This window comes from Streptomyces sp. NPDC017246 (genome assembly GCF_044331325.1).
Classification (GTDB): Bacteria; Actinomycetota; Actinomycetes; order Streptomycetales; family Streptomycetaceae; genus Streptomyces.
This window is the reverse complement of record NZ_JBIRMW010000007.1, coordinates 233,151-257,433: the sequence shown is the minus strand read 5'-3', so window position 1 is coordinate 257,433 and position 24,283 is coordinate 233,151. Positions and strand designations below refer to the sequence as shown.

At 74.0% G+C, this 24,283-nt stretch carries 23 protein-coding genes and 2 pseudogenes; 17 read left to right on the top strand and 8 right to left on the bottom strand.

Features of this window, described 5'->3' with window-relative positions; genetic code table 11:
• The first annotated feature begins 104 nt into the window (after positions 1-104).
• The 5 genes from ACH4MY_RS18730 (at position 105) to ACH4MY_RS18710 (ending at position 5,392) form a co-directional block, all read left to right on the top strand.
• Complete coding sequence (locus ACH4MY_RS18730) at positions 105-1,517, top strand: aminopeptidase P family protein (RefSeq protein WP_398004321.1); 1,413 nt, start codon at positions 105-107, stop codon at positions 1,515-1,517.
• Positions 1,518-1,678: 161 nt separating this feature from the next.
• A complete protein-coding gene (locus ACH4MY_RS18725) occupies positions 1,679-2,107 on the top strand; it encodes a nuclear transport factor 2 family protein (RefSeq protein ID WP_398004319.1) in 429 nt (142 codons plus the stop codon).
• Positions 2,104-3,594: a phytoene desaturase family protein gene (locus ACH4MY_RS18720; RefSeq protein ID WP_398004317.1), complete on the top strand. Its 1,491-nt coding sequence runs from the start codon at positions 2,104-2,106 to the stop codon at positions 3,592-3,594. The genes ACH4MY_RS18725 and ACH4MY_RS18720 overlap by 4 nt, the downstream gene beginning before the upstream one ends.
• An 18-nt stretch (positions 3,595-3,612) precedes the next feature.
• Positions 3,613-4,755, top strand: a complete 1,143-nt coding sequence (locus ACH4MY_RS18715) for an FAD-binding oxidoreductase (protein WP_398004315.1) — start codon at positions 3,613-3,615, stop codon at positions 4,753-4,755.
• Positions 4,756-4,933: 178 nt separating this feature from the next.
• The gene (locus ACH4MY_RS18710) at positions 4,934-5,392 is read left to right on the top strand and encodes an STAS domain-containing protein (protein WP_398004313.1); all 459 of its coding nucleotides are present in this window, start codon (positions 4,934-4,936) and stop codon (positions 5,390-5,392) included.
• On the opposite strand, the gene ACH4MY_RS18705 is transcribed toward ACH4MY_RS18710, so the two are convergent.
• On the bottom strand, positions 5,332-6,069 hold the full coding sequence (locus tag ACH4MY_RS18705) for a response regulator (protein ID WP_398004636.1): 738 nt from the start codon (positions 6,067-6,069) through the stop codon (positions 5,332-5,334). The genes ACH4MY_RS18710 and ACH4MY_RS18705 overlap by 61 nt on opposite strands.
• Positions 6,070-6,128: 59 nt before the next feature.
• Entirely contained in the window at positions 6,129-7,496 is a 1,368-nt protein-coding gene (locus ACH4MY_RS18700) for a sensor histidine kinase (protein WP_398004311.1), read from the bottom strand.
• A gap of 324 nt (positions 7,497-7,820) precedes the next feature.
• On the opposite strand from ACH4MY_RS18700, the gene ACH4MY_RS18695 reads away from it, so the two are divergent.
• The 7 genes from ACH4MY_RS18695 to ACH4MY_RS18665 all read left to right on the top strand — a co-directional run bounded on the left by ACH4MY_RS18695 (position 7,821) and on the right by ACH4MY_RS18665 (position 15,805).
• Positions 7,821-8,516 carry an ABC transporter ATP-binding protein gene (locus ACH4MY_RS18695; protein ID WP_398004309.1) on the top strand — a complete coding sequence of 232 codons (696 nt, stop codon included), beginning with the start codon at positions 7,821-7,823 and terminating at the stop codon, positions 8,514-8,516.
• The gene (locus ACH4MY_RS18690) at positions 8,513-10,936 is read left to right on the top strand and encodes an ABC transporter permease (RefSeq protein ID WP_398004305.1); all 2,424 of its coding nucleotides are present in this window, start codon (positions 8,513-8,515) and stop codon (positions 10,934-10,936) included. The genes ACH4MY_RS18695 and ACH4MY_RS18690 overlap by 4 nt, the downstream gene beginning before the upstream one ends.
• A gap of 117 nt (positions 10,937-11,053) precedes the next feature.
• Positions 11,054-11,569 (top strand): helix-turn-helix transcriptional regulator, encoded by a 516-nt coding sequence (locus ACH4MY_RS18685; protein ID WP_398004303.1) that lies wholly within the window; start codon positions 11,054-11,056, stop codon positions 11,567-11,569.
• A 144-nt stretch (positions 11,570-11,713) separates the two neighbouring features.
• Positions 11,714-12,913, top strand: coding sequence for a DUF2306 domain-containing protein (locus tag ACH4MY_RS18680; protein ID WP_398004301.1), 1,200 nt, complete (start codon positions 11,714-11,716; stop codon positions 12,911-12,913).
• Entirely contained in the window at positions 12,910-14,181 is a 1,272-nt protein-coding gene (locus ACH4MY_RS18675; RefSeq protein ID WP_398004299.1) for a hypothetical protein, read from the top strand. The genes ACH4MY_RS18680 and ACH4MY_RS18675 overlap by 4 nt, the downstream gene beginning before the upstream one ends.
• A gap of 92 nt (positions 14,182-14,273) precedes the next feature.
• Positions 14,274-15,020 (top strand): class I SAM-dependent methyltransferase, encoded by a 747-nt coding sequence (locus tag ACH4MY_RS18670; protein WP_398004297.1) that lies wholly within the window; start codon positions 14,274-14,276, stop codon positions 15,018-15,020.
• A 146-nt stretch (positions 15,021-15,166) separates the two neighbouring features.
• Entirely contained in the window at positions 15,167-15,805 is a 639-nt protein-coding gene (locus ACH4MY_RS18665) for an isochorismatase family protein (RefSeq protein ID WP_398004295.1), read from the top strand.
• A 33-nt stretch (positions 15,806-15,838) separates the two neighbouring features.
• On the opposite strand, the gene ACH4MY_RS18660 is transcribed toward ACH4MY_RS18665, so the two are convergent.
• Entirely contained in the window at positions 15,839-16,435 is a 597-nt protein-coding gene (locus tag ACH4MY_RS18660) for a TetR/AcrR family transcriptional regulator (protein WP_398004293.1), read from the bottom strand.
• 94 nt (positions 16,436-16,529) lie between these two features.
• Positions 16,530-17,231, bottom strand: a pseudogene (locus tag ACH4MY_RS18655) (NADPH-dependent F420 reductase); the annotation flags it as partial.
• Positions 17,232-17,546: 315 nt separating this feature from the next.
• Here ACH4MY_RS18655 and ACH4MY_RS18650 point away from each other — a divergent pair.
• From ACH4MY_RS18650 to ACH4MY_RS18640, 3 genes and pseudogenes are all read left to right on the top strand, one after another.
• Positions 17,547-17,678 (top strand): annotated as a pseudogene (locus ACH4MY_RS18650) (transcriptional regulator); the annotation flags it as partial.
• Between the two features lie 235 nt (positions 17,679-17,913).
• On the top strand, positions 17,914-18,300 hold the full coding sequence (locus tag ACH4MY_RS18645) for an anti-sigma factor antagonist (protein WP_398004291.1): 387 nt from the start codon (positions 17,914-17,916) through the stop codon (positions 18,298-18,300).
• A gap of 290 nt (positions 18,301-18,590) precedes the next feature.
• Positions 18,591-18,947, top strand: a complete 357-nt coding sequence (locus ACH4MY_RS18640) for an ArsR/SmtB family transcription factor (RefSeq protein WP_398004289.1) — start codon at positions 18,591-18,593, stop codon at positions 18,945-18,947.
• A 77-nt stretch (positions 18,948-19,024) separates the two neighbouring features.
• Here ACH4MY_RS18640 and ACH4MY_RS18635 read toward each other — a convergent pair whose 3' ends face one another.
• Both ACH4MY_RS18635 and ACH4MY_RS18630 read right to left on the bottom strand, forming a co-directional pair.
• Positions 19,025-19,555 carry a carboxymuconolactone decarboxylase family protein gene (locus ACH4MY_RS18635; RefSeq protein WP_398004287.1) on the bottom strand — a complete coding sequence of 177 codons (531 nt, stop codon included), beginning with the start codon at positions 19,553-19,555 and terminating at the stop codon, positions 19,025-19,027.
• Positions 19,556-19,685: 130 nt separating this feature from the next.
• On the bottom strand, positions 19,686-20,591 hold the full coding sequence (locus tag ACH4MY_RS18630) for an AraC family transcriptional regulator (RefSeq protein ID WP_398004285.1): 906 nt from the start codon (positions 20,589-20,591) through the stop codon (positions 19,686-19,688).
• Here ACH4MY_RS18630 and ACH4MY_RS18625 point away from each other — a divergent pair.
• Entirely contained in the window at positions 20,590-21,075 is a 486-nt protein-coding gene (locus tag ACH4MY_RS18625) for a DUF2000 family protein (RefSeq protein ID WP_398004283.1), read from the top strand. The genes ACH4MY_RS18630 and ACH4MY_RS18625 overlap by 2 nt on opposite strands.
• Before the next feature lie 66 nt (positions 21,076-21,141).
• Here the strand turns inward: ACH4MY_RS18625 and ACH4MY_RS18620 are convergent, their stop codons facing one another.
• Together ACH4MY_RS18620 and ACH4MY_RS18615 are read right to left on the bottom strand one after the other, a co-directional pair.
• Positions 21,142-21,834, bottom strand: a complete 693-nt coding sequence (locus ACH4MY_RS18620; RefSeq protein ID WP_398004281.1) for a hypothetical protein — start codon at positions 21,832-21,834, stop codon at positions 21,142-21,144.
• 252 nt (positions 21,835-22,086) lie between these two features.
• Complete coding sequence (locus ACH4MY_RS18615; RefSeq protein ID WP_398004279.1) at positions 22,087-22,623, bottom strand: TerD family protein; 537 nt, start codon at positions 22,621-22,623, stop codon at positions 22,087-22,089.
• Between the two features lie 407 nt (positions 22,624-23,030).
• On the opposite strand from ACH4MY_RS18615, the gene ACH4MY_RS18610 reads away from it, so the two are divergent.
• Positions 23,031-24,281: a Tm-1-like ATP-binding domain-containing protein gene (locus tag ACH4MY_RS18610; protein ID WP_398004278.1), complete on the top strand. Its 1,251-nt coding sequence runs from the start codon at positions 23,031-23,033 to the stop codon at positions 24,279-24,281.
• The last annotated feature ends 2 nt before the right edge of the window (positions 24,282-24,283 follow it).

The following is a 24,283-nucleotide window of genomic DNA, read 5'->3' as shown; positions in this document are numbered from 1 at the left end:
TGCCAGTGGCGGTTCTCGGCAACCGGCGCCCGCCCGGGGGAGTACCTTCCGGGTGCCGCCGACGTCCGGCGGCCGCGCAACTCATCCGGAAGAAGGTGCAGGACGTGGCGAAGGGTCGCAAGAACGGCCTCTACGAAGGCGTCTCCGAGGAGCTCTCCACCCTGATGAGGTCGGGGTGGGCGGACACCGAGCGGCACGGGCTGGAGCCCGACGCGCAGGCCCCGTACGCGGCCCGCCGCCGCGCGGCGCTCTCCGCGCGCTTCCCCGGCGAACGCCTCGTGATCCCCTCCGGCAACCTCAAGACCCGCTCCAACGACGACACCTACCCGTTCCGGCCGTACACCGGCTATGTCCACATGACCGGTGACCAGGCACGCGACGGCGCCCTCGTGCTCGAACCCCGCGCGGACGGCGGCCACGACGCCTACTGCTACCAGCTGCCCCGCGACAGCCGCGACAACGACGAGTTCTGGATCGGCTACACGGCCGAACTGTGGATGGGCCGCCGCCGCTCCCTCGCGGAGGCCGAGACCGTCCTCGGGCTGTCCTGTCGCGACGTCAGGACCGTCGCCGAGGACCTGGCCGCCGGCTCCGGTGTGCCGACCCGCATCGTCCGCGGCGTCGACCCGGCCCTCGAAGCCGCCGTCACCACCGACGAGGAGCGCGACATCGAACTGGAGGGAGCGCTCAGCGACCTCCGGCTCGTCAAGGACGCCTGGGAGATCGGTGAGATGCGCAAGGCCGTGGATTCCACGGTCCGCGGCTTCACCGACTGCGTCGGCGAGCTCTCCCGGGCCGTCGCCTCCTCCGAGCGGTGGATCGAGGGCACCTTCTTCCGCCGGGCCCGCCTGGAGGGCAACCACGTCGGCTACGGCTCCATCTGCGCCGCCGGCGAGCACGCCACGATCATGCACTGGACGGACAACGACGGACCGGTCCGCCCCGGCGAACTCCTCCTGCTCGACGCCGGCGTGGAGACCCACTCCCTCTACACCGCCGACGTCACCCGCACCCTCCCCGTCAGCGGCACCTTCACCCCGGTCCAGCGCCAGGTGTACGACGCGGTGTACGAGGCCCAGGAAGCCGGCATGGCCGCGGTGAAGCCGGGGGCCCCGTACCGCGACTTCCACGAGGCGTCCCAGCGGCACCTGGCCGCCCGCCTCGTCGAGTGGGGCTTCATCGAGGGCCCCGTCGACCGCGCGTACGAGCTCGGCCTCCAGCGCCGCTTCACCATGGCCGGCACCGGGCACATGCTCGGCCTCGACGTCCACGACTGCGCGCAGGCCCGCACGGAGGAGTACGTCGACGGCGTCCTCGAACCCGGCATGGTGCTCACCGTCGAGCCCGGACTGTACTTCCAGCCCGACGACCTGACCGTGCCCGAGGAGTGGCGCGGCATCGGCGTCCGCATCGAGGACGACCTCGTCGTCACGGAGGAGGGGCACGAGAACCTCTCGGACGGACTGCCGCGCTCCTCGACCGAGGTCGAGGCGTGGATGGCGCGCTTCGCGGGCTGAGCCCGGTGGGTGAACCGGGCCGCCGATCCGCTGCTCGCCGCCGCGTACGCGGCCACCGTCGGGGCGGCCGGTGAGCGGGCCGGGCGCCCCCTGGACGCGGCGCCCGGGATGCGGTTAGCTCCCTATGCACCTAATCAATAAGTTGCATAGGGAGCCATGCCATGCATCCGTTCCGTAAGGCCGTCGAGAACCGGGACCACGCCGCCATCGAGGCCCTGCTCGCCGAGGACGTGGTCTTCACCAGCCCGGTGGCCTTCCGGCCGTACCCCGGCAAGGCCATCACCGCCGCGATCCTGCGCGGGGTCATCCGCGTCTTCACCGACTTCCGGTACGTACGCGAGATCGGGAGCGAGGACGGCCGCGACCACGCCCTGGTCTTCACCGCGAAGGTCGGCGACATGGAGATCAACGGCTGCGACTTCCTCCACTTCGACGAGGAGGGCAGGATCGACGACTTCATGGTCATGGTCCGGCCCCTCTCCGCCGCGCAGGCGCTCTCCGCCGCCATGGGCGCCCAGTTCGACCGCATCAAGGCGGAGGCCCTCGCGGGGACGGAGTCCACCGACGCGGCCTCCGAGGGCGAGCGGTGAGCGGCGCCGACTTCGACGCCGTCGTCATCGGCGCGGGCAACGCGGGCCTCACCGCCGCCGCCACCCTCCAGCGCGCCGGCGCCCGCACCCTGCTCGTCGAGCGCCACGGCGTCCCCGGCGGCTGCGCGACCTCCTTCCGGCGCGGCCGCTTCGAGTTCGAGGTCGCGCTGCACCAGCTCTCCGGCATCGGCGCCGAGGGCCAGGCGTTCTCGCTGCGCCCCCTCTTCGACGGGCTCGGCATCGGCGACCGGCTGACCTGGGTCCGCGAGCCCGATCTCTACCGCACGGTGGTGCCCGGCTCCTTCGACGTGACCCTGCCGGCCGACTGGGAGGGCGCGACCGCGACCCTGGAGGCGCACTTCCCGGGCAACCGCGCCCGCCTCGACCGGTTCTTCGCCCTCGTGCGCGACCTCACGTTCTGGCAGATCGCCGCCATGCGCGGCACCCCGGCCGACCAGGTGGACGACCTGTTCTTCCGGCACGGTCTGCGGCCCGCGCAGGACGTCCTCGACGATCACTTCGAGGACGAGCGGCTCAAGGCGGTCCTCGCCTCCTACTGGGGCTATCTCGGCCAGCCCCCGTCCCGGCTGCCCTTCCAGGATCTCGCGCTGATCCTCTTCGCGTACCTGGAGTTCAAGCCCTGGCACGTACGGGGCGGTTCGCAGGCGATGTCGAGCGCGATCCTCGACGCGTTCCTGGAGGCCGGCGGCGAGGTGCGGTTCCACACCGCCGTGGAGGCGATCCTGACCCGGGGCGGGAAGACCGTCGGCGTCCGCCTCGACGACGGCCAGGAGGTGAGCGCGTCCGATGTCGTCTCCAACGCCTCCCTGCCCCTCACCTACGGCATGCTCGACGGCCTCGACATCCCCGGCGCCGTCCGCGCAGACCTCGCCACCCGGCGGATCGGCGTCTCCGGCTTCGTCCTGCACATGGGTCTCGACGCCACCCCGGCGGAACTCGGCTTCACGACGAGCACCACCTTCGTCAACACCGACCTGGACGCCGACCGCACCTCCGCCTCCTGGCGCACCCGGGAGCCCGCCCGGGGGATCTGCGTCACCTCGTACGACGTCGAGCCGATCGGCTTCGCACCGAGCGGGGCCACCCATGTCAGCCTGATGACCCTCCAGTACGGCTCCGCCTGGGACGGCGTCGCACCGGCCGCCTACGCGCGGGAGAAGTTCGCCTACGCCGAGACGCTCCTCGACCTGGCCGAGTCCGTCATCCCCGGCATCCGGGGCGTGATCGAGGAGGTCGACGTCGCCACCCCGCTCACCATGAGCCGCTATCTCGGCCACCCCGGCGGGGCGATCTACGGCTACGACCAGGACGCCACCGAGAGCTGGCAGTTCCGCGACAGCGAACGGAGCCCGCACGTGCCGGGCCTCCACCTCGCCGGATCCTGGTCCGCCATGGGCGGCTTCCAGCCCACCCTCGAAGCCGGCGTGCGCGTGGCCCGTCGCCTGCTGCGGTCCAAGGCCGCCTGAAGAGACCTGGGAGAATCTGTGACGCCTCATCACCTCGCCGCGCGCTTCGCCGGGGCGGACGCCGTCCGGGACGAGATCGCGGCCCGCACGGCGGACGTCGCCGACCACACCGCCCTGACCCGCCGCACCGTCGACACCTACCACCCGCGACGGCTCGACCTCCGGGTCGACCGCGTCGTCGACGAGACGCCGAGCACCCGCACCTTCCGGCTCCGCCGCCCGGACGGGGCCGACCTGCCGCCCTTCCTCGCCGGGCAGTACGTGGGGGTGTTCGCGGACGGGACGAACCGGCCCTACGCGATCTCCTCCAGCCCCGCCGACCTCCGCCACTACGACCTGACCGTGCGCCGCGTGCCCGGCGGACGGATCAGCAGCCATCTCCTCGACACCCTCGCCGCCGGCCACGCCCTGACGACCACCGGCCCGCAGGGCACCTTCCACCACAACCCGCTCTTCCACGGCGAGGACGTGGTCTTCCTCGCCGGCGGCTCCGGCGTCGCACCCGCGATGAGCATGATCCGGGAGATCGCCGACCGGGGACTCGACCGGCGCTTCCATCTGCTCTACGGCTCCCGCTCCCTCGACGACATCCTGTTCCGCGCGGAACTCGACGGACTCGCCGCCGACCGTCCCCACATCCGGGTCCACCACGTCCTCCAGGACCCGGACCCGCGCTGGGCCGGTCCCACGGGGCTGCTGACCGCCGGGCTCGTCACCGAACTCGTCGGGCCCCTCGACGGGCGGATGGTGTACGTGTGCGGGCCGCAGGCCCTCTACCCGTACGCCCTCGGGCAGCTCACCGAGCGGCTCGGGCACCCGCGCCGCCGGATCCGCTTCGAGGCCAACGGTGCTCCCGCCGACCCCACCGCGCAGCGGCACTGGCCGGACGGCGCCGACCCGGCGGAGGAGGTCACGGTCGCCGCCCGCGGCACGGTGTTCCGCACCCGGAGCGGCCGTCCCCTCCTGGACTCCCTGGAGGACGCCGGCATCCGGCCCGAGTCCGCCTGCCGTTCGGGCGAGTGCGGTCTGTGCCGCGTCCGCGTCCTCAAGGGCGAGGTCCACCACGCGGAGGAGGCCCGGCTCCGGCTCTCCGACCCGGACTCGGGGTACGCGCACGCCTGCGTCGCGTATCCCCTGACGGACGTCGAGCTGGACGTCTGAGGGGCGGCGGAGGGAGGGGCGGCGCTCGTACGCAGACGTGGGCCTCGGGCGTACGGGCGAGATCGAACGGCCCGACTGTTCACCGATTCAGGTGACAGCGGCCGAGGCGAAACGTCCCTCCCCGAGGCGGGGCGGCCACGCTCGAAGCTACACATGGAGCCACCCTGTGGAGCGTCCGATGCAGATGATCCCCCGCCATGACCCGTACCTCGTCGTCCGCTCGATCGGCGGTGACACCGTCGCCGCCCTCCGGGGCGAGCTCGACCTCGTCCTCGTACGGCATCTGCGGCCCGAGCTCGACGCCCTCGTCCGGGAGTCCGACGCCCTCACCGTCGACATCCGGCGTCTGACGTTCTGCGACGCCACCGGGCTCGGTCTCCTCGCCCACTGCGCCGGGCGCACGAGACAGCGCGACGCTCGCTGGCGGCTCGTCTGCGACCAGCCGTGGATCATCCGGCTGATCCGCCTGACGGCGTTGGGCGACCTCCTGTGCCCGGAGGCCGCGCAGCCGGACGGACCCGAGTCCCGGTTCGAGCCGTGGCCCGGGTCTCAGCCGGAGCTGTTGGATCCGGTGGATCAGAAGGGGCCGGAGGAGCCGCGACCGTCCGACCCCGGTGTGATCAGACCCGTCTCGTAGGCGGCGATCACGGCCTGGGCGCGGTCGCGCAACCGGAGCTTCGACAGGATGCGGGCGACATGCGTCTTCACCGTCGCCTCGCTCAACCGGAACCGCTCGGCCAGCTCGGCGTTGCTGTGGCCGCGCGCCAGGGCTTCGAGGACCTCCAGCTCGCGCGGGGTCAGCGTGGCCAGTTCGCGGTGCGGGGCGGCCGCCCGCCCACCGGACGTGGCGAAGCGCGCCACCAGCCGGCGGGTGATCGCCGGGGCGAGCAGCGCGTCGCCGGAGCGGACGAGCCGGACCGCCGCCGTCAGATGCTCAGGGGTCACGTCCTTGAGCAGGAAGCCGCTCGCACCCGCGGCGAGCGCCGCGTACACGTACTGGTCGAGGTCATAGGTGGTGAGGACGACGATCCTGGGCGGCGCCGTCCCGTCCGCGAGGATGCGACGGGTGGCCTCCAGGCCGTCGGTGCCCGGCATCCGGATGTCCATCAGGACCACGTCCGGACGGGTCCGCCGCACCGCGGCCACCGCCGCCTCGCCGTCGGCCGCCTCGGCGACCACCTCGATGCCGTCGGCGGCGAGGATCATCCGGAACCCCGTACGGACCAGAGCCTGGTCGTCCACGATCACGACACGCGGAGCGGCGGTCGAGCCGGCCGCGCCGCTCACGCCGGTCGTGTCGCCCGCACCGCTCACGCCGGGCGCGTCGCACGACCCGCTCGTGCCACTCGTGTCGCTCGTCCCGCGCACGTCGGTCACGGAGCCTCCCACGGAATCGCCGCCAGGACCACGAACCCGCCGTCCGGGCCCCAGGCCGTCCGCAGCGTACCGCCGTAGATCGCGAGCCGTTCCCGCAGACCCAGCAAGCCGTGACCGCCGCCGGTCTCCGTCGCCCGCCGGTCGGCGCCTCGCTCCCGGGAAGAGGACGGGCCCGGCCCCTCGGCACCCGAGTCGGACACCTCCACGCGGACCAGCTCCGGCTCGTACTCCACGGTGACCGAGACCCGCGCGCCCGGCGCGTGCCTCACCACGTTCGTCAGCGCCTCCTGCACCACCCGGTACGCGGCGAGATCCACACCCGCCGGCAGCGCGGCCGGCACACCCCGCACCTCCACCTCCACCGGCACCCCGGAGGAGCGCACCCGGTCGGTCAGCTCCGTCAGCCGGTCGAGCCCCGGCTGCGGGGCGAGCGCCACGTCGGTGGCCGGCTCCGGACCGTCCGCGGCCATCGTGAGGAGCCCCATCACGTGGCGCAGTTCCGACATCGCGGTCCGCCCCGCCGCCTCCACCGCCAGCATCGCCTCCCGGGCCAGCTCGGGGGAGGTGGCGAGGACCGTGCGCGCGGCGCCGGCCTGGATGGTCATCATGCTCACGTTGTGGGTCACGACGTCGTGCAGTTCCCGGGCGATCCGGGACCGCTCCGCCTCCACCGCCCTGCGCAGCTCGGTCTCCCGCTCCGCACGGAGCGCCGACTCCCGCTGCCGCCACAGGTGGACGCCGTGCGAGGCGAGGGCGACCGGGAGCAGGACGAGCAGGGGCACGAGGCCCTCGTCCACCTCGGGAACCATCGGAAAGACCGCGTACAGCACCACGCCCGCGAGGAGGGAGAACAGGACGGCCCCGCGGTGCGGGCTGTACATCGCCGCGCTGTACGCCGCGACGAGACCCGACGCGAAGGTGAACGTGGTCGCGTCGGCGGCGACATCGCCCCGGTGCAGCAGCACCGCCGCGACCGTCACCACCCAGTAGACGGTCAGCGGGAAGCGCCGGCGCAGCACCAGCGGCAGCGCGGTCAGCGCGGCGACGAGCAACTCCCAGCCGTCGACCGGGGGAAGCAGATGCTCCACGGCGGGCACGGGGTGCGGAGCCGGTGGGGCGGCCGGCGGGAAGGCCGGGACCGCAGGCGGAACGGGCGCGGGGAACGGGGCGTCGTCCGGATCCGGGTGGACGTCCACGTACGAGCGGTTCAGATCACCCACGATCGTCGTGATCGCGAGCGCCAGGGCGAGGAGCCCGTCGGCCGTCCACGCCCAGCGGGACAGCGGGGGCGGCGGACCGGGGGCCCGGGGACCGCGTACCCGGGGACCGCGCACCCGGTCGAGGAGATCTTCGTACCTGCTCACCGGTGCAGTGTGCCAAGAGAGGGGAGACAGCGGATCAACCCGTGGGACCAGTGGGCCGCTCCGGGGGAGTACATCGCACGGATGACGTCCCCGCGGCTCCGCCGGACACGGTACGGATCTTCGCCTCCGAGGCCGACGCGCCCGCTGCGGGTCCGCTCCTAGCGTCGGTGCAACGCCGGACCCCGGACCTCGGACAACCCCGGCACCGGACCCCGGGCACCCCCGCAGCGGACCCCCCGCACCCGGCATCGGCCCCCGACGCCGGACGCCGGGACCCGGACCGTGACCACCGAACCCGCGAGCTCCCGAGCCCTGGAGGGCCCCATGACCGCACCCGAGCCCCTGATCGACCTGAGCGACGTCGGGAGGACGTACGACGACGGCCGGGCCGCGCTCTCGGAACTGACCCTGCGCGTCGGACGGGGAGAGGCGCTCGCCGTCCTCGGCCCCTCCGGCAGCGGAAAGTCGACCCTGCTCAACCTCCTCGCCGGTCTCGACCGTCCGACCACCGGCCGGGTGACGGTGGACGGGCTCCGTGTCGACCGGCTGAACGAGACCGCCTCCGCCACCTACCGGCGCAGCCGCGTCGGCATGGTCTTCCAGTTCTTCAACCTCCTCGACGACCTCACCGTCACCGACAACGTGCTGCTCCCGGCCCAGCTGGCCGGGATGCCACGGGCCAGAGCAGCGGCTCGGGCCGCCGAACTCCTCGACCGGCTCGGTGTCGTCCGGCACGCGCGGGCGTACCCCGGCCGCCTCTCCGGCGGCGAACGCCAACGTGTCGCCGTCGCACGGGCCCTGATGAACCGTCCGCCGCTGCTCCTCGCCGACGAGCCGACGGGGGCACTGGACAGCGCGTCAGGCGCCGACGTCCGCGATCTGCTCCGGGAGCTCAACGCCGAGGGGCAGACCATCGTGCTCGTCACCCATGACCTGACGCTCGCCGAGGCGTGCGCGACCCGCACGATCGAACTCGTCGACGGCCGCATCGCCCGGGACGTCATGGCGGTGACCCGATGAGCGCCGACACCGTCCTCGGCGATCGGACCGGAGGCCCCCGACGGCCCGCGCCGCGTGGTGGGGCCCTCGGCCGGGTGGTGCGCGCGGGCGTCGGACGGCGCCGCACCCAGACCGCCGTGATGGTCCTGACCACGCTGCTCTCCGTCGCCTCCGCCGTCCTCGCGGTCGGGCTCCTCGTCGCCTCCGGCGCCCCCTTCGACCGGGCCTTCGGCCAGCAGCGGGGGGCTCATCTGACCGTGCGGTTCGACGGCTCGGCCGCCACCGCGGACCGGCTGGCCGCCACGGCGCACGCGCCCGGGGTCGCCGCCGCCTCCGGCCCCTTCGCCGTCGCCGCCGTGCGTCCGCGGACGGACGGCCCCCTCCCGCCCGGGTTCGAGCCGCCACCCCTGACGGTGGTCGGCAGGGCCTCCGCCGCCGGGCCGGTGGACGCGGTGACCCTGGTCGAGGGCCGGTGGGCCGGGGCTCCCGGCGAGATCGTCCTGGAACAGGGGTCCCGCCCGCCGGGTGCCGGCACGGGGACACGGCTGACCGCGGGAAGCCTCCGCCTCACGGTGGTCGGCATCGCCGGGTCGGCCGGCGGGAGCGCCGACGCCTGGGTCGTACCGGCGCAGCTCACGACGCTCGCGGGGGAGCGGCCCGCCTCCTTCCAGATGCTCTACCGGCTCACCGCGGCCGCCACGCGCGCGGAGGTCACGGCGGGCCGGGACGCGGTCGTCGCCGCCGCCCCGGCCGGGGCCGTCGTCGGCACCCGCTCGTATCTCGACGTCCGCGAGGCCGCCCAGGAGAACACGGCCGCCTTCGTCCCCTTCGTGACCGCCTTCGCCCTCCTCGGCCTCGGGATGTCGGCCCTGGTGATCGGCATCGTGGTGAGCGGCGCCGTGGGAGCGGCGACCCGCCGGATCGGCATCCTCAAAGCCCTCGGTTTCACTCCGCTCCAGGTCGGACGGGCGTACGTGGCGCAGGCCCTGATCCCGGGCTCCGTCGGCGCCGGGCTCGGCGTCGCCCTGGGCAACGTGCTCGCCGTCCCCCTCATGGCCGAGGTCGCGGAGACGTACGGAACGACCGCTGTCCTGATCCCCCTCTGGGTGAACCTCCTCGTCCCCGTCGGAGCCCTCGCGGTCGCGGCCGCCACCGCGTTCGGCCCCGCGCTGCGGGCGGCCCGGCTGCCGACCGCGGCGGTCCTCCGCCTCGGCGCGGCCACCGGAGGCGTCCGGGGAGGCCGGATCCGCGGCCTGTTCGGACGGCTGCCGCTGCCCCGGCCGGTGACCCTGGGACTCGCCGCGCCCTTCGCCCGCCCGGCGCGCACCGCGAGCACCGCCGCGGCGGTGACCTTCGGAGCCCTCGCGGTGACCTTCGCGGTGGGCCTGGGCAGCACGCTCGTGGCGGTGAAGACGGACGGGGACCCGGACCGGGGCGGCGACGTCACCGTCCGCACCCTGGCCAGGCCCGACGATGCGCCGGGTGGGAACGGGGCGGAGCTGCCACGCCCCGGGAAGCCGGCCGACCCGGCCGCCGTGGCGGCGGTGATCGCCGGGCTCCCGGGGACCGCCTCCGTGTACCGGACCGCCCAGACCCAGCTGGAGGTGGCGGGGCTCAAGGGGGGCGCGCCGCTCGTCGCGTACGAGGACGACACCTCCGGCAGCCCCCACACGACGGTCTCCGGCCGCTGGTTCGAGGCGCCGGGGGAGGCGGTGGCCCCGACACGGTTCCTGCGGACGACGGGGCTCCGGGTGGGGGAGACGGTCTCCCTGTCCGAACAGGGGCGCACCGTCCGGGTGCGGATCGTCGGCGAGGTCTTCGACCTGGGCGGCAAAGGCATGACCCTGCGCACCCTCGCCGGCTCCGTCGCCGCGCTGCACCCCCGCTACCTGCCCCCGGACTTCGCCGTCACCGTCGCCCCCGGCACGGACCCGGCGCGCTACGCCGAGCGGCTGGACGAGGCCGTCGCCCCGCTCGGGGCGGAGGCCGCGGTCACGGAGTCCGGCAAGTCGAGCGTCATCCGGGCGATGCAGGCCCTGATCGCCATGCTCACCGTGATGCTGGTCGTGGTCGCCTGTCTCGGGGTGCTCACCACGGTGGTCCTCGACACCCGTGACCGGGTGCGCGACCTGGGCGTGTTCAAGGCGCTGGGGATGACCCCGCGGCAGACGGTCGCGCAGGTCCTCACCTCCGTCGGGGCCATCGGCCTGGTGGCGGGTGCGGTCGGGGTGCCGCTGGGCGTGGCGCTCCACCGCCAGGTGATGCCGGCGATGGGCCGCGCGGTCGGCACGACGATTCCGCCGGCCGACATCGATGTGTACGGCACACCCCTGCTCGTACTCCTGGCGTCCGCCGGTGTGGTGATCGCGACGGCCGGGGCACTGCTCCCGGCGGGCTGGGCGGCCCGCACGGCCACGGCGCGGGCACTGCGGGCGGAGTAGCGGGGGGTAGGGGGCAGCGGGGAGGCCGGGGTCGTGGACAGCGGCGCGCGCGGCCCGGCCGGGGTGATGGACGGAGGCGTGCGGCCCGGCCGCGGCCCTCGCGATACCGTCGGTCGCATGTCTGAAGTCCGGTTGACCACGCCCTCCTTCCTCGTGCTCGGCATCATCGACAAACTCGGCGAGGCCAGCCCGTACGACGTGAAGGGCGAGGCCGCGCGGACCGTGGCGCCGTTCTGGTCCATGCCGCACGCGCAGGTCTACGCCCAGTGCGACCGGCTCCTGGAGGCGGGGCTGCTCTCCGAGGTCCGGCAGCCCGGCGGCCGGAACCGGCGTCTCATGAAGCTCACGGACGAGGGCACGGCCGCCCTGCGGCGCTGGCTCGCCGACCCCGCCTTCGTGCCGGTCGAGGCACGCGAACGCGGCATCCTCAAGCTGTGGTTCGGGGCGAGCCCGCGCGTCCACGCCCCGGTCCAGATCGACGAGCACCGGCGGACTCTGGACGAGTACGAGGAACTCGCCGACGGAGTGGGCGAGTTGCTCACGCGCGGACAGCGCGAGGCGCTGGAGTTCGGCATCCGGTATGAGCGGATGATGGTGGATTTCTGGCAGTGGGTCGAGAGCCGCGAGTCCTGATTCTTGTTACCGACCGGTTGACCCCGGCGGTGCCCCGCCCTACGTTCCTCCATAGTCCAGAAAGGACTATCGCGGCTGTGAGCGCGCGTGGACGGTGAAGGGGGAATCGCCGTGGGGCGTCCGACGAGCACGAGGTGGGGGCGGGTGTCCGCCGTCGCCGTGACGGTGGTCTGCCTGGTGTACGCGCCGATCGCCATGACCGAGCTCTGGCCGTACGCCGCGCCCGGGGCGCCCGCCATCGGCGAATGGCTCCTCGGCCGGTCCGTCTCCCCGGAGTTCGTGGCCGAGGCCGTGCGCGACCGGATGGGCCCGTACGACCGCAGCCTGGTCCCGCTGATCGTGCACTCGGTCCTGGGCGGCCTGCTGATGCTGCTCGGCCCGGTGCAGCTGCTCTCGGCGGTGCGCCGTCGCATCCGGCTCCACCGGATCACCGGGACCGTCTTCGCCGTCACCGTGTACGTGTCGATGGCCGGCGCCGCCCTCTACCTGCTCCGCACCCCGCCGGCGGAGGCCTTCAGCGGCGCCGCGTTCTGGATCGTCCTCGCCACGATCCTGGTGGGCACCGTCGGCAGCGTGACCTTCGGAGTCCTCGCCGCCCTGCGCGGCTTCCCGGACCTGCACCAGCGCTGGTTGCTGCTCTGCTACGGCTTCCTGATGACCGCTCCGCTGCTGCGGCTCGAATGGGGAGCGCTGCCCTCGCTCTACCCCGGTCTCTCCCTCCAGGACGTCAACCGCGTCGCGATCATGCACCTCGGCGCCCTCGTCGCCTTCGGCGCGCTCCTGGCCTCCCGGGCTCTCGACCGGCGCACCACCGTCCCGGGCCTGACCGGCACCTGGGCCCCCGGCCCGGTCCTCGTCGCCGCGCACCTCGCGGGCGCCGCGGGCCTGGGATGGATCACGTACGCCTTCCTCGACCAGGGCACGCAGGGGCGGCGGCTGCTCGTCGCGTACCTCGTTCCGTACGTGCTGATCCACGCCGTCACCGCCGTCCGCGCGGCCGGCGCCCGCCGGCAGGACGCCCCCTGGGCACGTGAGGAGTGGCGCCTGCACCTGGCCGCCCAGTGCCTCGCGCCCGCGTTCTCGGCGGTGACCGTGCCCGTACTGGAGCGGACGATGGGCCTCGACCGGCTCACGTCCCTGATCGCGGGCGTCGGAATCGGCGCCGGAATGCTGGCGTACGCGGCGATCACCGTCGTCAGCCTGCGGATCCTGCACGGCCGTGAAGTCCTGCGGCGACAGAGGGAGCTCGGGGAACAGCGGCCCCGCCCGGCGGCAGTGGCGCCGGTCGGCCCGGTCGGCGCGGTCGGCGCGGGCGGCCTCGTGGGCGAGGGAGAGCACCGATGAGCGACGGCACCCGCCGGCAGGCGGACACCACGGAGACCACGGACACCACGGAGACCACGGAGGCCGGGAGGGACAAGGCCGGGTCGAAGACGGCCGAGGCCGTGAAACCCGAGTCCGCGCCCGCCCAGACAGCGATTCCCGAGTCCGCGCCCGCCGCGACCGAGCCCACGGGGATCGTGCGTACCGGAGGGCCCGAAGGCCGCGAACTCTCGCCCGGCATCGTCGTCCTGAGCGGCGTCGTGGGAGGCATCAGCCTCACCACCGGCGCCCTGCTCACCGTGACGAGCCTGGCCGGGTACGCGGCGGGCGCCTGGGCGTCCCCGGAGGCGCTGAGCCCCGGACTCGTCGGCGCGGCCATGGCCGGCGTGGCCCCGGCGCTCTTCACCGTCGGCCGGGCCCGCGTCTGGGAGGACGTACGGAGCCTGGTGCTGCCCCTGGTGATCGTGCTCGTCGGCCTGTTCACGGTGAGCCTGCTGAACGGCGGCACCCTTCAGGCGGTCAGGGGCGGCTCGCTCTTCCTCGCCCTCTTCAGCCTCGGCTGGGTCGCCACACTCGGACTGCTCGCCCTCGGCGCCGTGGGCTGTCTCGCCGCGCAGTACCGCAGACCGGCCGGCCGCGCGGGCGGAGTTCCGGGCGCGTCGACGGGCGGGGCACCGGCGACTCCGACGGGCGCGGCAGGCTCCGGGGGCGCGGCGGCGAGCACGCCGGCGGGCGCGACGGCGGTCGGCCCGGCGGATCCCGTGGCGGTCGCTCCGGCGGGTGCGGCGCGGCGGCAGCCGGTCGCGCCGATGCCCGGCTGGTCGAAGCCGCCGCTCGCCGTCGTCGGTTCGGGATGGTTCGGCATCGGTGTCGGGCTGCTCGCCTTCCCCGGCTTCTGGGGCGCCCTCGTGCCGTGGACGGTGAACCGCGCCGACGCGCAGGGCCTCGGCGTGTGGGCGCTGGCGCTGGGCGTCGGCATCCTCGGCGCCCTGGCCGAGGACGACCTCACCCGGGTCCGCCCGGCGCTCCGGGCCGTCCCGGCGGTGGCCCTCGCGGCAGCGGTCGTCCTCGCCGTCCACGCCCGGACGGTCGACTGGGCCTCGGGCCCTGGCATGTCCCTTCTCGCCCTGGTCACCGGCCTCTTCGCGACCGGCGTCTCGGGCCGGTGGCTGCTCTCCAGGGCCACCCGCCGCAGCGCCGGGACCCTCGCTAAGGAGCTCGACCGGCCGGGCGAGTTCGGCCCCTCGGGCGGAAACGGAGTCCGTGCGACCACCGATCCCGGTCGTTGATCTTTGTGCCTTTCGCCAGTACGGACCCGCCGCCGGATGTGGAGAGACTGCCGGTGTCCGGGGCGACGACGCCTCGACGGGAGGAGTGTGCGATGAGCGCGCAGGAGACGTACGACGAGATCGGCGAGGCGTTCGAGGGTTTCAAGGCCCTGCCGCTGGCCCAGTACGTGGAGGCGCCCAGCTTCCTCGCCATGGTCGGGGACGTCACCGGCAAGAAGGTGATCGACCTGGCCTGCGGGACCGGCTTCTACAGCCGTGAGCTGAAACGGCGGGGCGCGGCGGACGTGTTCGGCATCGACGTCTCCGGCGAGATGATCCGCGCCGCGGAAGGCATCGAGCAGGCCGCCCCGCTGGGAGTGCGCTACGAGGTCGGCGATGTGGCCGACCTGTCGCTCGCCGAGGAGCGGTTCGACCTGGCGACGGCGGTGATGCTGCTCAACTACGCGGAGACCGTCGACGAGTTCGAGCTCATGTGTCGCAGGGTGCACGCGAGCCTGAAGAGCGGCGGGGAGTTCCTCATGCTCCACCAGACGCCGGACTTCGACTTCTCCGGACCGTCGCCGCGCCCGTACGGATTCCTCAGCGAGCTGACGGGCGAGAAGGCCGGCACGGGGCCCCGGGTGCGGGTCACCGCTCTGCTGGAGGGGTCGCCGATCTCGTTCACCTCCGGCCTCGCGAGCCGTGAGGTGTTCGAGACGTCCCTGGCCAAGGCGGGGTTCAGCGAGATCACCTGGGTGCGGACCGAGGTCTCGCCCGCCGGGATCGAGAAGTACGGCGACGCGTTCTGGGCGGACTACCGGGCCAACCCGGCGTTCGAGATGCTGCGCTGCCGCGCCTGACGACCCGGCGGAACGCCGGGGTCCGCCACGCCCTCCGCCGGGATCGCCGCCGGCCGGGGCGTGCCGGAGCGGCCCGGCCCGGCCGGGCCGCCTCCGGCGCTCGAAATCCCGTGGCAGCGGGGGTGCGTGGGCGTGATGATGGCCGGATGACGCAGCACGCCGGGACCGGCCCGCACCCGCACTCGCAGCAGCCATCGCATCCGCACCCCCGTCCCGTGGACGCCCTCATCGTCGTGGACGTGCAGTCCGCGTTCGTCACGGGCGACGGGGCGGTGCCCGGGGCCGCCCGGCTCGTCGACCGCACGACGGACCTGCTCGCGCGGGCCCGGAGGGACGGGGCGCTCGTCGTCCATCTGCAGAACGACGGAGAGCCGGGCGCGGAGGACGAACCCCACACGCCCGGCTGGGAGCTGCACCACCCCGTCGAACCCGGCCCCGCGGAGGTCGTCATCCGCAAGCCGTACGACGACGGCTTCGCGGAGACCGCGCTGGGCGGGGTGCTCACCGAGGCGGGGGTGCGGGCGGTCGCCGTCTGCGGAGTGATGTCGGAGATGTGCGTGCAGGCGACGGCCCGTACGGCCCTGGCGCGCGGCTACCGCGTCGTCGTCCCGCACGACGCCCACGCGACCCAGGACGTCCCGGCCGTGGCAGGGATCAGCGAGACCATTCCGGCGGCCACGGTCTCCCGGGTGGCGGCCTACGCCCTCGGGAGCGACGCGGAGGTCACCGTCTCGGCCACCGACGTCACGTTCACGGCCCCCGCCGGATTCGCGGTCTCCGCCTGACGCCGAGTCCCTCGTGCGGGACCCGTCGACCCGTCACTCCGGGCGGAGCGAACGCCAGATGCGGTCCGGCAGGACGCGGGCGGCCTGGGCGAGGTCGACGTCGTGCGCGCCGGACAGCCACCGGTGGGCGGTCGCGGCGACCGGCCCGATGACCAGGGCCTCGATCAGCGGCTCGGGGGTCGGGGCGATCTCGCCCGCATCGACGAACGGCCGCAGCCACGCCCTGACCGCGGCGAGCAGCGGGTCCTCGTCCGCCCGGCCCCGGTGGGCATCGGCGACGAGACGGCCCGGGTAGGCGGAGGCGTGGAGGAACAGCGCCGCGTCGGGGTGCTCCTCGGTGAACCGGAGGTACGCGGCGACCACCGCCCGTACCCCGGTGCGGGCGGTCCTGGTCCGGGCGAGGGAGGCGACGACCTCGCCGCTCAACTGCTCCGCGCACCGGACGTGCAGGGCGGCGGCGAGGCCGTCGAAACTGCCGAAATGGTGGTACAGACTGCCGAGGCTGACTCCGCCGGCCGCCGTCACCGCGTTCACGGTGAATCCCTGCCGGCCGGAGTCCGCGTACACCCGGAGTGCCGTGGTCAGCAGGCGCTCGACCGTGGCCTCGCCACGCTGCTGCTTAGGAGACATGGGCACACCCTAGTGCAGCCTTAATTAGAAGATGGTTCTAGTAAGGCGGCGGCGGAGTGTGCGGATCCGGTCGTGCGGGCGGTCGTGGGCGCGGTCAGCCGCGGAAGCCCTCGGGGCGCTCGGGAGAGGCCTCGGAGAGAGCCTTCCGTACGGCGTCCACGCCTTCCCGGAGGCCGTAGACCGGACTGTCCGGCTGCTGGCGCCAGGACTCGTCGATCCCGCCCGCGTCCACGGTGTCGAAGCCCAGCTCGTCGATGAGGAGCCGCACCTTCTCCTTCGCCGCCGCGTCGTCCCCGGCCACGGGCAGGGCGAGCCGGTCCGGGTCGCCGGCCGGTCGCGGCCGGTCGAGGATGTCCTGCGCGAAGGTGCCGTTGAAGGCCTTGACCACCGGGTGCCCGATCTGGCGCTCGGTCCAGCGGCTCTCCGTCAGACCCCCGTCCTCGATCGCGTCGATGCGGCCGTCGCGCTCACGCGGGTAGTAGTTGCCGGTGTCGATGACGGCGAAGCCCTCGGCGGCACCGTCGAGGAGTCCGGCCGGAAGGTCCGGGACGTTCTTCAGCGGGACCGTCACGACGACGACCTCCGCACCCCGCGCCGCCTCGGCGGCGGTGACCGCGGTGGCGCCCGTCTCCCGGACGAGCGCGGTGAGGGTCTCCGGGCCGCGGGAGTTGGCCACGGACACGTCGTGGCCGAGGGTGGTCAGGCGGCGGGTCAGATTGCCGCCGATGTTGCCGGCGCCGATGATGCCGATCTTCATGGTGGTTCCTTCTGTCTGTTCCGGCGGCCAGTTCTGGCTGTCCGTCCAGGTGTCTGTTCAGGTGTCCGCCCAGGCTGTGACGACGGCTTCAACGGCGGCTGCCGCGGGATCCTTCCCGCCCTTTCCCTGTTGCCGCCGGTTCCTTCTCACACCTCCCGGCATTGACAATCGGAGGGTCTCTCCGTTTATAACTGGACCCGTACACGCGTACGGGCTGAAGACCGAGCGGGCCTGTCCACCTGGTGATCAGCAAATTGCATAATCTTGCAAATCGATACATCCTGGTCGGGCCGAGCCCGTGGCACTCCGCGGGCGCGTCGCTCCACCCCGCGCCCCGCCCCGGAGGGCCCCACCGTGCCGGTCCCGCTGTGCCAGGCCAAGGCCGAGTCCTTCCGCATGCTCGGCCATCCCGTACGCATCCGCGTCCTGGAACCGCTCCAGACCGGGCCGCTGCCCGTACGCGAGCCGCTCGCCCGGATCGAGGTCGCGGCCCGATGACCGGACCGGCGAGCGGCGGGCAGGGCGCCGGCCCCCAGGGCATCCGGACCCCGCACACTCCGAACCCGCCGATCCCGCCGCGTCCCCCGATCCCGCGGACATCGCCGCGCACCCCGCCCTCGCCGTTGCTCGCCGGGGGCGTCGCCGTCGCCACCCCCGCTGCGCTCCTGCCTCCCACCCCTGCTTCCGCAGTGATCGCCGTACGAGAAGGATGACGACGCACATGACCATCGAATGGCGCTACACCCTCCAGCAGGACCTGGGCGTACTGTCCCTGGCCGGGTTCCTCGGGGCCGACGCCGTGGGGCGGTTCACCGGGGCCGTGGGGTGGGCGGTCGCGCGCGGCACGGGGCCGGTCGTGCTCGACCTGACGCGGCTGCGGGGCTGGTCGGTGGGAGGGCAGCTCGCCGTCGCGGAGGCGGCCCTCCGGCTGCGGGCCGCGGGCCGGGCCCTCGAACTGGCCGCCATCCCCGCCGACGGCTCCCTCGTCCCCGCCGGTGACGGGACTCCGGTCCCCGTCCACCGCGACCTGGCCGCCGCACTCGCCGCCCACCACGACGCGGGCGCGGAGCAGCGGGCCTGGCGCAGCGACGCGTGGCCGACGACCTGATCTTTTCGGTGGCATCCGGCCGCGGGGCTTCGACGGGCTCGGGGCATGGGCCGGTGGTGGTGTGCGGCCGTGGGTCTTCGGTCCGCCCGGCCGTGGGTTCTCGATGGTGCGCGGCCGGCCGCCGACGGGAGCGCCAGGGCGCCGGGCCGCCCAAGTCCCTTGTCGGCTGAGCGAGTTCGGCGGTGATCGGCTCGTGGCCCGCCCCGGTGTGCCCTCCGTCCCGGCAGGGGCGAGGATGGGGGCATGCTGCAGAGTGCTGGGTCGCCGACGCGACGCGCGGGGTGGGTGCGATGAGTGCGCCGCTCTACCAACTGAAAGCGGAGTTCTTCAAGACGCTGGGCCACCCCGTCCGCATCCGCGTCCTGGAGCTGCTGAGCGAACGGGAGCACGGGGTCGCCGAGATGCTCCGCGACACAGGCGTCGAACCGGCCTATCTCTCCCAGCAGTTGGCCGTACTGCGCCGGGCGAACCTGGTCGTCGCCCGGCGCGAGGGCGCGGCCGTGTACTACGCGCTGACGAGCCCGCAGGTGGCGGAGCTGTTGCGGATCGCCCGTGTCATCCTCTCCGGGGTCCTCGCGAACCAGGCCGAGCTGCTGGCCGACCTCCGTACCGCCCCGCCCAGGGCGCCGGCCCCCCGGGAGGGCTGAGTCCCGAAGCGCTCGCTGTCTCCCGACGCTGCCCCTCCCGCCCGGTCACGCCTCATCGTCCCTGGATACCCGTCCAGTCAGGCCTCGCCGTCCGGCTGGATGCCCGCCAGCAGATTGAAGGCGCCCGTCAGCAGGTTGAGGGTCACCACGCCGACGACCTCCGCGATCACCCGGTCGCTCCAGCCGTGTGCCCGTACCTCGGCGACGTCCTCGTCGGACAGGGCGCCCGGTTCGGCGAGGACCCGGAGTGCCAGGCCGATCAGCGCGGCCTCGCGGGGGTCGATCGACGTCCCCTGGCGGGCCAGTTCGATGTCGGTCTCGCTCAGGCCCGCCGCGCGACCGGCCTCCCGGTGCGATGCGCGGCAGGTTCCGCAGCCGATCCACTCCTGGACCGCGAGTGACAGTTTCTCGCTCAGGGCGCGCGGGATCTTCACCCGCCTCATCGCCCGGGACAGGCTCAGATAGCCGTCGAGCAGCGCCGGCGAGTGCGCCATCGTCGACACCATCTCGCCGACGGAGCCGTGCCGTTGGACGATGTCGCCCAACAGCTCGCCCGCCCGGCCCGGTGCCTGCTCGGGGGTGAGCGCGGCCAGTCTCCTCGTGGTCATGAAACCCTCCTCGTTATACCCGTGGGGGGTATAACGAGGAGGGGGAGGAGGTGGTTCCCGGGTCCACGGGACCGCCCGTCCGGTCTCCTCCGACCGAGCTCCGACCGGATCATGAGGCCGAGGTGAGGAATCAGCCCCGGGTGCCGGGCCGTCCGGCGCCGGCCGAGCTCTCCAGGGACGCCTTCTCGGTGCGCTCGCCCGGGGGAACGTGCCCCGTTCCCGCCACGGTCGCCGCTTCCTCCCCGCGGTTCCGGGCGAAGCGCCCGGGCGTCGTGCCCACGAGCCGCTTGAACGAGCGGCTCAGGTGCGACTGGTCGTAGAAGCCCGTGGCCGCCGCCACCTCCCCGGGCGGCTGCCCGTCGAGCAGCAGCCGCCGGGCCCGGTCGAGCCGGCGGGCCGTCAGGTACTGGTGCGGGGCGATACCGAACGCGCCGCTGAAGGCCCGTACCAGATGGGTGGGGTGGGCGTGCAGGAGCCGCGCGGCCTCGTCCAGGGTCACGCCCTGGACCAGCCGCGCGTCGAGGAGCTCGCGCAGCCCGTGGGCCAGGCCGGGATCGGCCGCCCGCGCGCGGGGGACCGGCCCGGGCCTCAGGTGGGTGCGCAGCCGCTCGCGGATGAGGGCGAGGCGGCTCTGCGCCTCCAGTTCGCCGCCCCGGTCGGCGAGAGCCGCGTGCAGTTGCCCCACGCGCCGGCGCAGCAGCGGATCGACCAGGTCGGGCCCGTCCACCGCGGCGCCGATGAAGCTCTCGTCCAGCTGGGTCAGATCCAGATACAGCACCCGCTTGCGAAACCCGTGCGGTGTGGCGGGAGAGCCGTTGTGCGGCACCTGCGGCGGGAGCAGGGACACCGTGTCGCCCGGGGTGCCGTGCTCGCGCCGGTTCAGGTCGTAGCGGACGACGCCGTCGTCGACGATCAGCAGGGTCCACACGTCGTGGACGTGCATCGGGTAGGCGTGCGCGGTGAAGTGGGCGTGGAAGACCTCCACGACTCCCGGGATCCACGGGCGCCACGCCGAGACCTGCTGCCGGGCCACCATGCGAGGAATGTACAAGACGCCCGGGCAGGGGCGTCGGCAGTCTCGGGGCATGACGACCACCGACACCACGCCCGTACGCTTCGACACCAGGATCGCCGTACTCCTGCGGGAGGACCTGGAGACCTGGCAGCGGCTGAACGTCACCGCGTTCCTGGTCAGCGGCCTCGGCTCCGAGCTGCCCGAGGTGATCGGCGAACCGTACGCCGACGCCGACGGCACCCCGTACCTGCCGATGTTCCGGCAGCCCGTCCTCGTCTTCGAGGGCACGAAGGAGACACTGGCCGCGGCCCACGCGCGCGCGTACTGTCGCGCGCTTCCGCGGGCGCTCTTCACGACCGACCTCTTCACCACCGGCAACGACCGGGACAACCGCGCGGCGGTACGGGCCGTGGGCCGGGACCGGCTGGAGCTGGCGGGCCTCGCCGTGTACGGGCCGCGCAACGCGGTCGACAAGGTGCTGAAGGGCGCGCGGATGCACCCCTGACCGCCGGGGGCGAGGCCGCGGTCTCTACCGTCGACGCATGCCCCGCCCCACTGAAGGGCGTCGGATCTACGACCCGCCGATGCGGCGCCAGAAGCCGGAGCGCTTCTCCTGGGACGGGACTCCCCCGGAGGGGCGGACCTCCAGCGACCAGTCGCCCCCTCCCTCGACGACCGCCACGAGCAGCGGGCCCTCCGGCAGCTCTCGCGCGTCCTCCGGGTTCCGGCTGGACTCGTTGGCCAGCGTGACCGGGTACGTGGCGGGGGTGTCGGGGCGACGCGGCTTGTACCCCTCGACCCGTACGGACCCGGTCCCCTCCACCGGACGCAGGCGGGAGACCAGCCGGCCGGCGGGCCCGGTGTGCAGCAACACCTCGGAGCCCCGGCCGGCGGCCGCGCCGCCGAGCTCGCGCACCGCGCTCACGGGACGGATCACGATCGTCCACTCGTCGTGGTCGCCGCAGTCGACGCGGAAGCGCAGCGGATACAGGTTGTCGCACCACATCGCGCGCTGCTCGAAGCGGTGGGAGGTGTCCGAGTTCCCGAGGTCGACGGCCTCCCTGCCGTTCCAGTCGATGGAGTCGAGGTCGAAGGCGCCCTTGCCGGTCCGGGCGGACTCGACCAGGACGTACCCGGGCGGAGGGGTCGTCTCCATGGCGAACTTGGCGCTGCCCCGCCCGCTGTACACGATGTCGTCGAACTCCCCGCCGAGGATCCCGGCGACGGCGACCGCCTCGGGCGAGGGGGCCGGCGAGGGAACCACCGGGATCGCTCCCGGGCCCCGGGACGTGGTCCGGGGCGAGCTCGAGGCCGAGCTTGGGGGCTGGGACTGGGCTCCGGGCCGGGCTCCGGTCGGAGTTTCGGTCTGGGCCGCGACCTGGGCCTGGCCGTGGCCTGGGCCCTGGGCGTGAACGTGAGCATGGGCCGAACCCGAACCCGAACCCGAACCCGACCCCGAACCCGAACCCGAGCCGTGGCCCTGCTCCGTATCGGCAGCCGCTCCCAGGGACGCGGACTAGCCGACGGCTCCGCGCGGAAGCGGCACCGGCCCGGCCGGGCCCGCGGACTTGCCCACGGCCCCGTGCGGAAGCTCCACCGGAGCCGGCCCGGCAGGAGCCGGGGCGGGTGCCGGGGCCGCGGCCGGGGCTGACACCGGCACCGGCACCGGCACCGAGATGCCGAAGTCCTCCGCCAGCGCCCCGAGCCCTGCGTCGTAGCCCTCGCCCACCGCGCGGAACTTCCAGCCACCGTCGCGCCGGTAGTACTCGCCCAGGACGAGAGCCGTCTCGGTGGTGGCGTCGTCGATCTCGTACAGGGCGAGTCGCTCCCCGGTCGAGGCGCTCGACGTCCGCACCGCCAGGCCGGGCACCCGCCCGAGCGAGCTGTCGTGGACGACGGCGACGAGCACGATGCGCCGGACGTCCGCTCCGACCCGCTCGGTGTCGAGGTCCAGCCGGTCCGCGGACCGGTCTCCCACGGTGCCGGCCCGTTCGAGGACCAGGTGTCCGACGGCTCTGCCGGTGGCGTCCAGGAGCAGCGCGGAGGCCGTCACCTCCGGCACCCCGTCACCGGTCGCCCGCCGGACGACCTCGATCCGCCACGCCCGCCCGCCCGGGGACGAGCAGGTTCTCCCCCTTGATGATCTGCGTCACCGCGTCATGCTGGCACGCCGCCCCCGGGCAGGTCCACGGGTCCTGTCCGGCCCGGCCGTGGTGGCCGACGGGCTCGTCGCGGGTGCCCCCGTCGCCCGCCCCCGGTGGCCCCGGCCCCGGCGACCAGCCGGTGAGAACTCGGGTCGAACAGGCTGAAACCAAGCGGGTGTTGGTGTCCATCTTGCGCCACCGTTCAGCCCAATCCGGCTCGACTCGTCGTTGTCGTCGCAGGTCACACGACGGAGGATCGAGAGCGGCGGGACCGGGAGACGGGACCGAGGGGCGGGAACGGCAGAAGGGTGGGGGCATGGCGACCGTCGTGCTGGTCGGCACACTGCACACCAAGGGGGAGGAGTACGCCTGGCTGCGCGAGCGGCTCAGGGAGTACGGCAGCGACGTCCTCCTCGTCGACACCGGGATCACGCCCCCGCCCGCCCACGCGCCGCCGGCCGACGTCACCGCCGATGCCGTCGCGCGGGCCGCGGGCCACGACCTGGCGGGGCTGCGGGCCGCCGGGGACCACGGAGAGGCCGTCGCCGCCATGGCCGAGGGCCTCACCCGGACCGTCGTCGACCTCTACCGCGAGGGAAGGCTGCACGCCGTGCTCGCCGCGGCCGGCAGCGGCGGCTCCGCCCTCGCCGCCCAGGCCATGCGGGCCCTCCCCATCGGCGTACCGAAGGTGCTCGTCAGCACCATGGCGGGCGGCGACGTCTCCCCGTACGTCGACAGCAGCGACCTCACCCTGATGTACAGCGTCGTCGACATCTCCGGACTCAACTCCGTCTCCTGCCAGGTCCTCGGCAACGCCGCCGCTGCCGCCGCCGGAATGGCCCGCCGTCACGAACGCAACCACGACGAGCCCGCGGGCCGGGGCCGGCCCGTCGTCGCGGCCACGATGTCCGGAGTGACGACCCCCGCCGTCGACGTCGCCCGCGCCCGGCTCGCCGAACTCGGCTACGAGGTCCTCGTCTTCCACGCCACCGGCGCCGGCGGCCGGGCCGTCGAGAAGCTCGCCAGGGACGGCATGCTCGGCGGCGTCCTCGACCTCACCACCACCGAACTCGCCGACGAACTCCTCGGCGGCGTCCTCGGCGCGGGTCCGTCCCGGCTCACCGGCGCCGGCGCCGTGGGCATCCCGCAGGTCGTCGCCCCCGGGGCCCTCGACATGGTCAACTTCGGGCCGGCGGCGACCGTCCCCGAGCGGTTCGCCGAACGGCGGCTGCTCAGCCACAACGCCACGGTGACCCTGATGCGCACCACCGCGCGCGAGATGGCGGAACTCGGCACGGGAATGGGCCGCAAGCTCCGCACCGCGCGCGGACCGGCCGAGGTCTTCTGGCCGTTGCGCGGTGTCTCCGCCGTGGACGTGGCCGACGGGCCCTTCGAGGACCCGGGGGCGGACCGGGCCGGACTCGACGCCCTGCGCGCGGCCGTCCGGGGCGGCGAGGTCCGCGTCCACGAACTGGACGCCCACATCAACGACCCCGCGTTCGCGGTCGCCATGGCCGACCGCCTCCACGAGCTGATCACCGAGAACGTCCGCCACGCAGGCCGCTGACA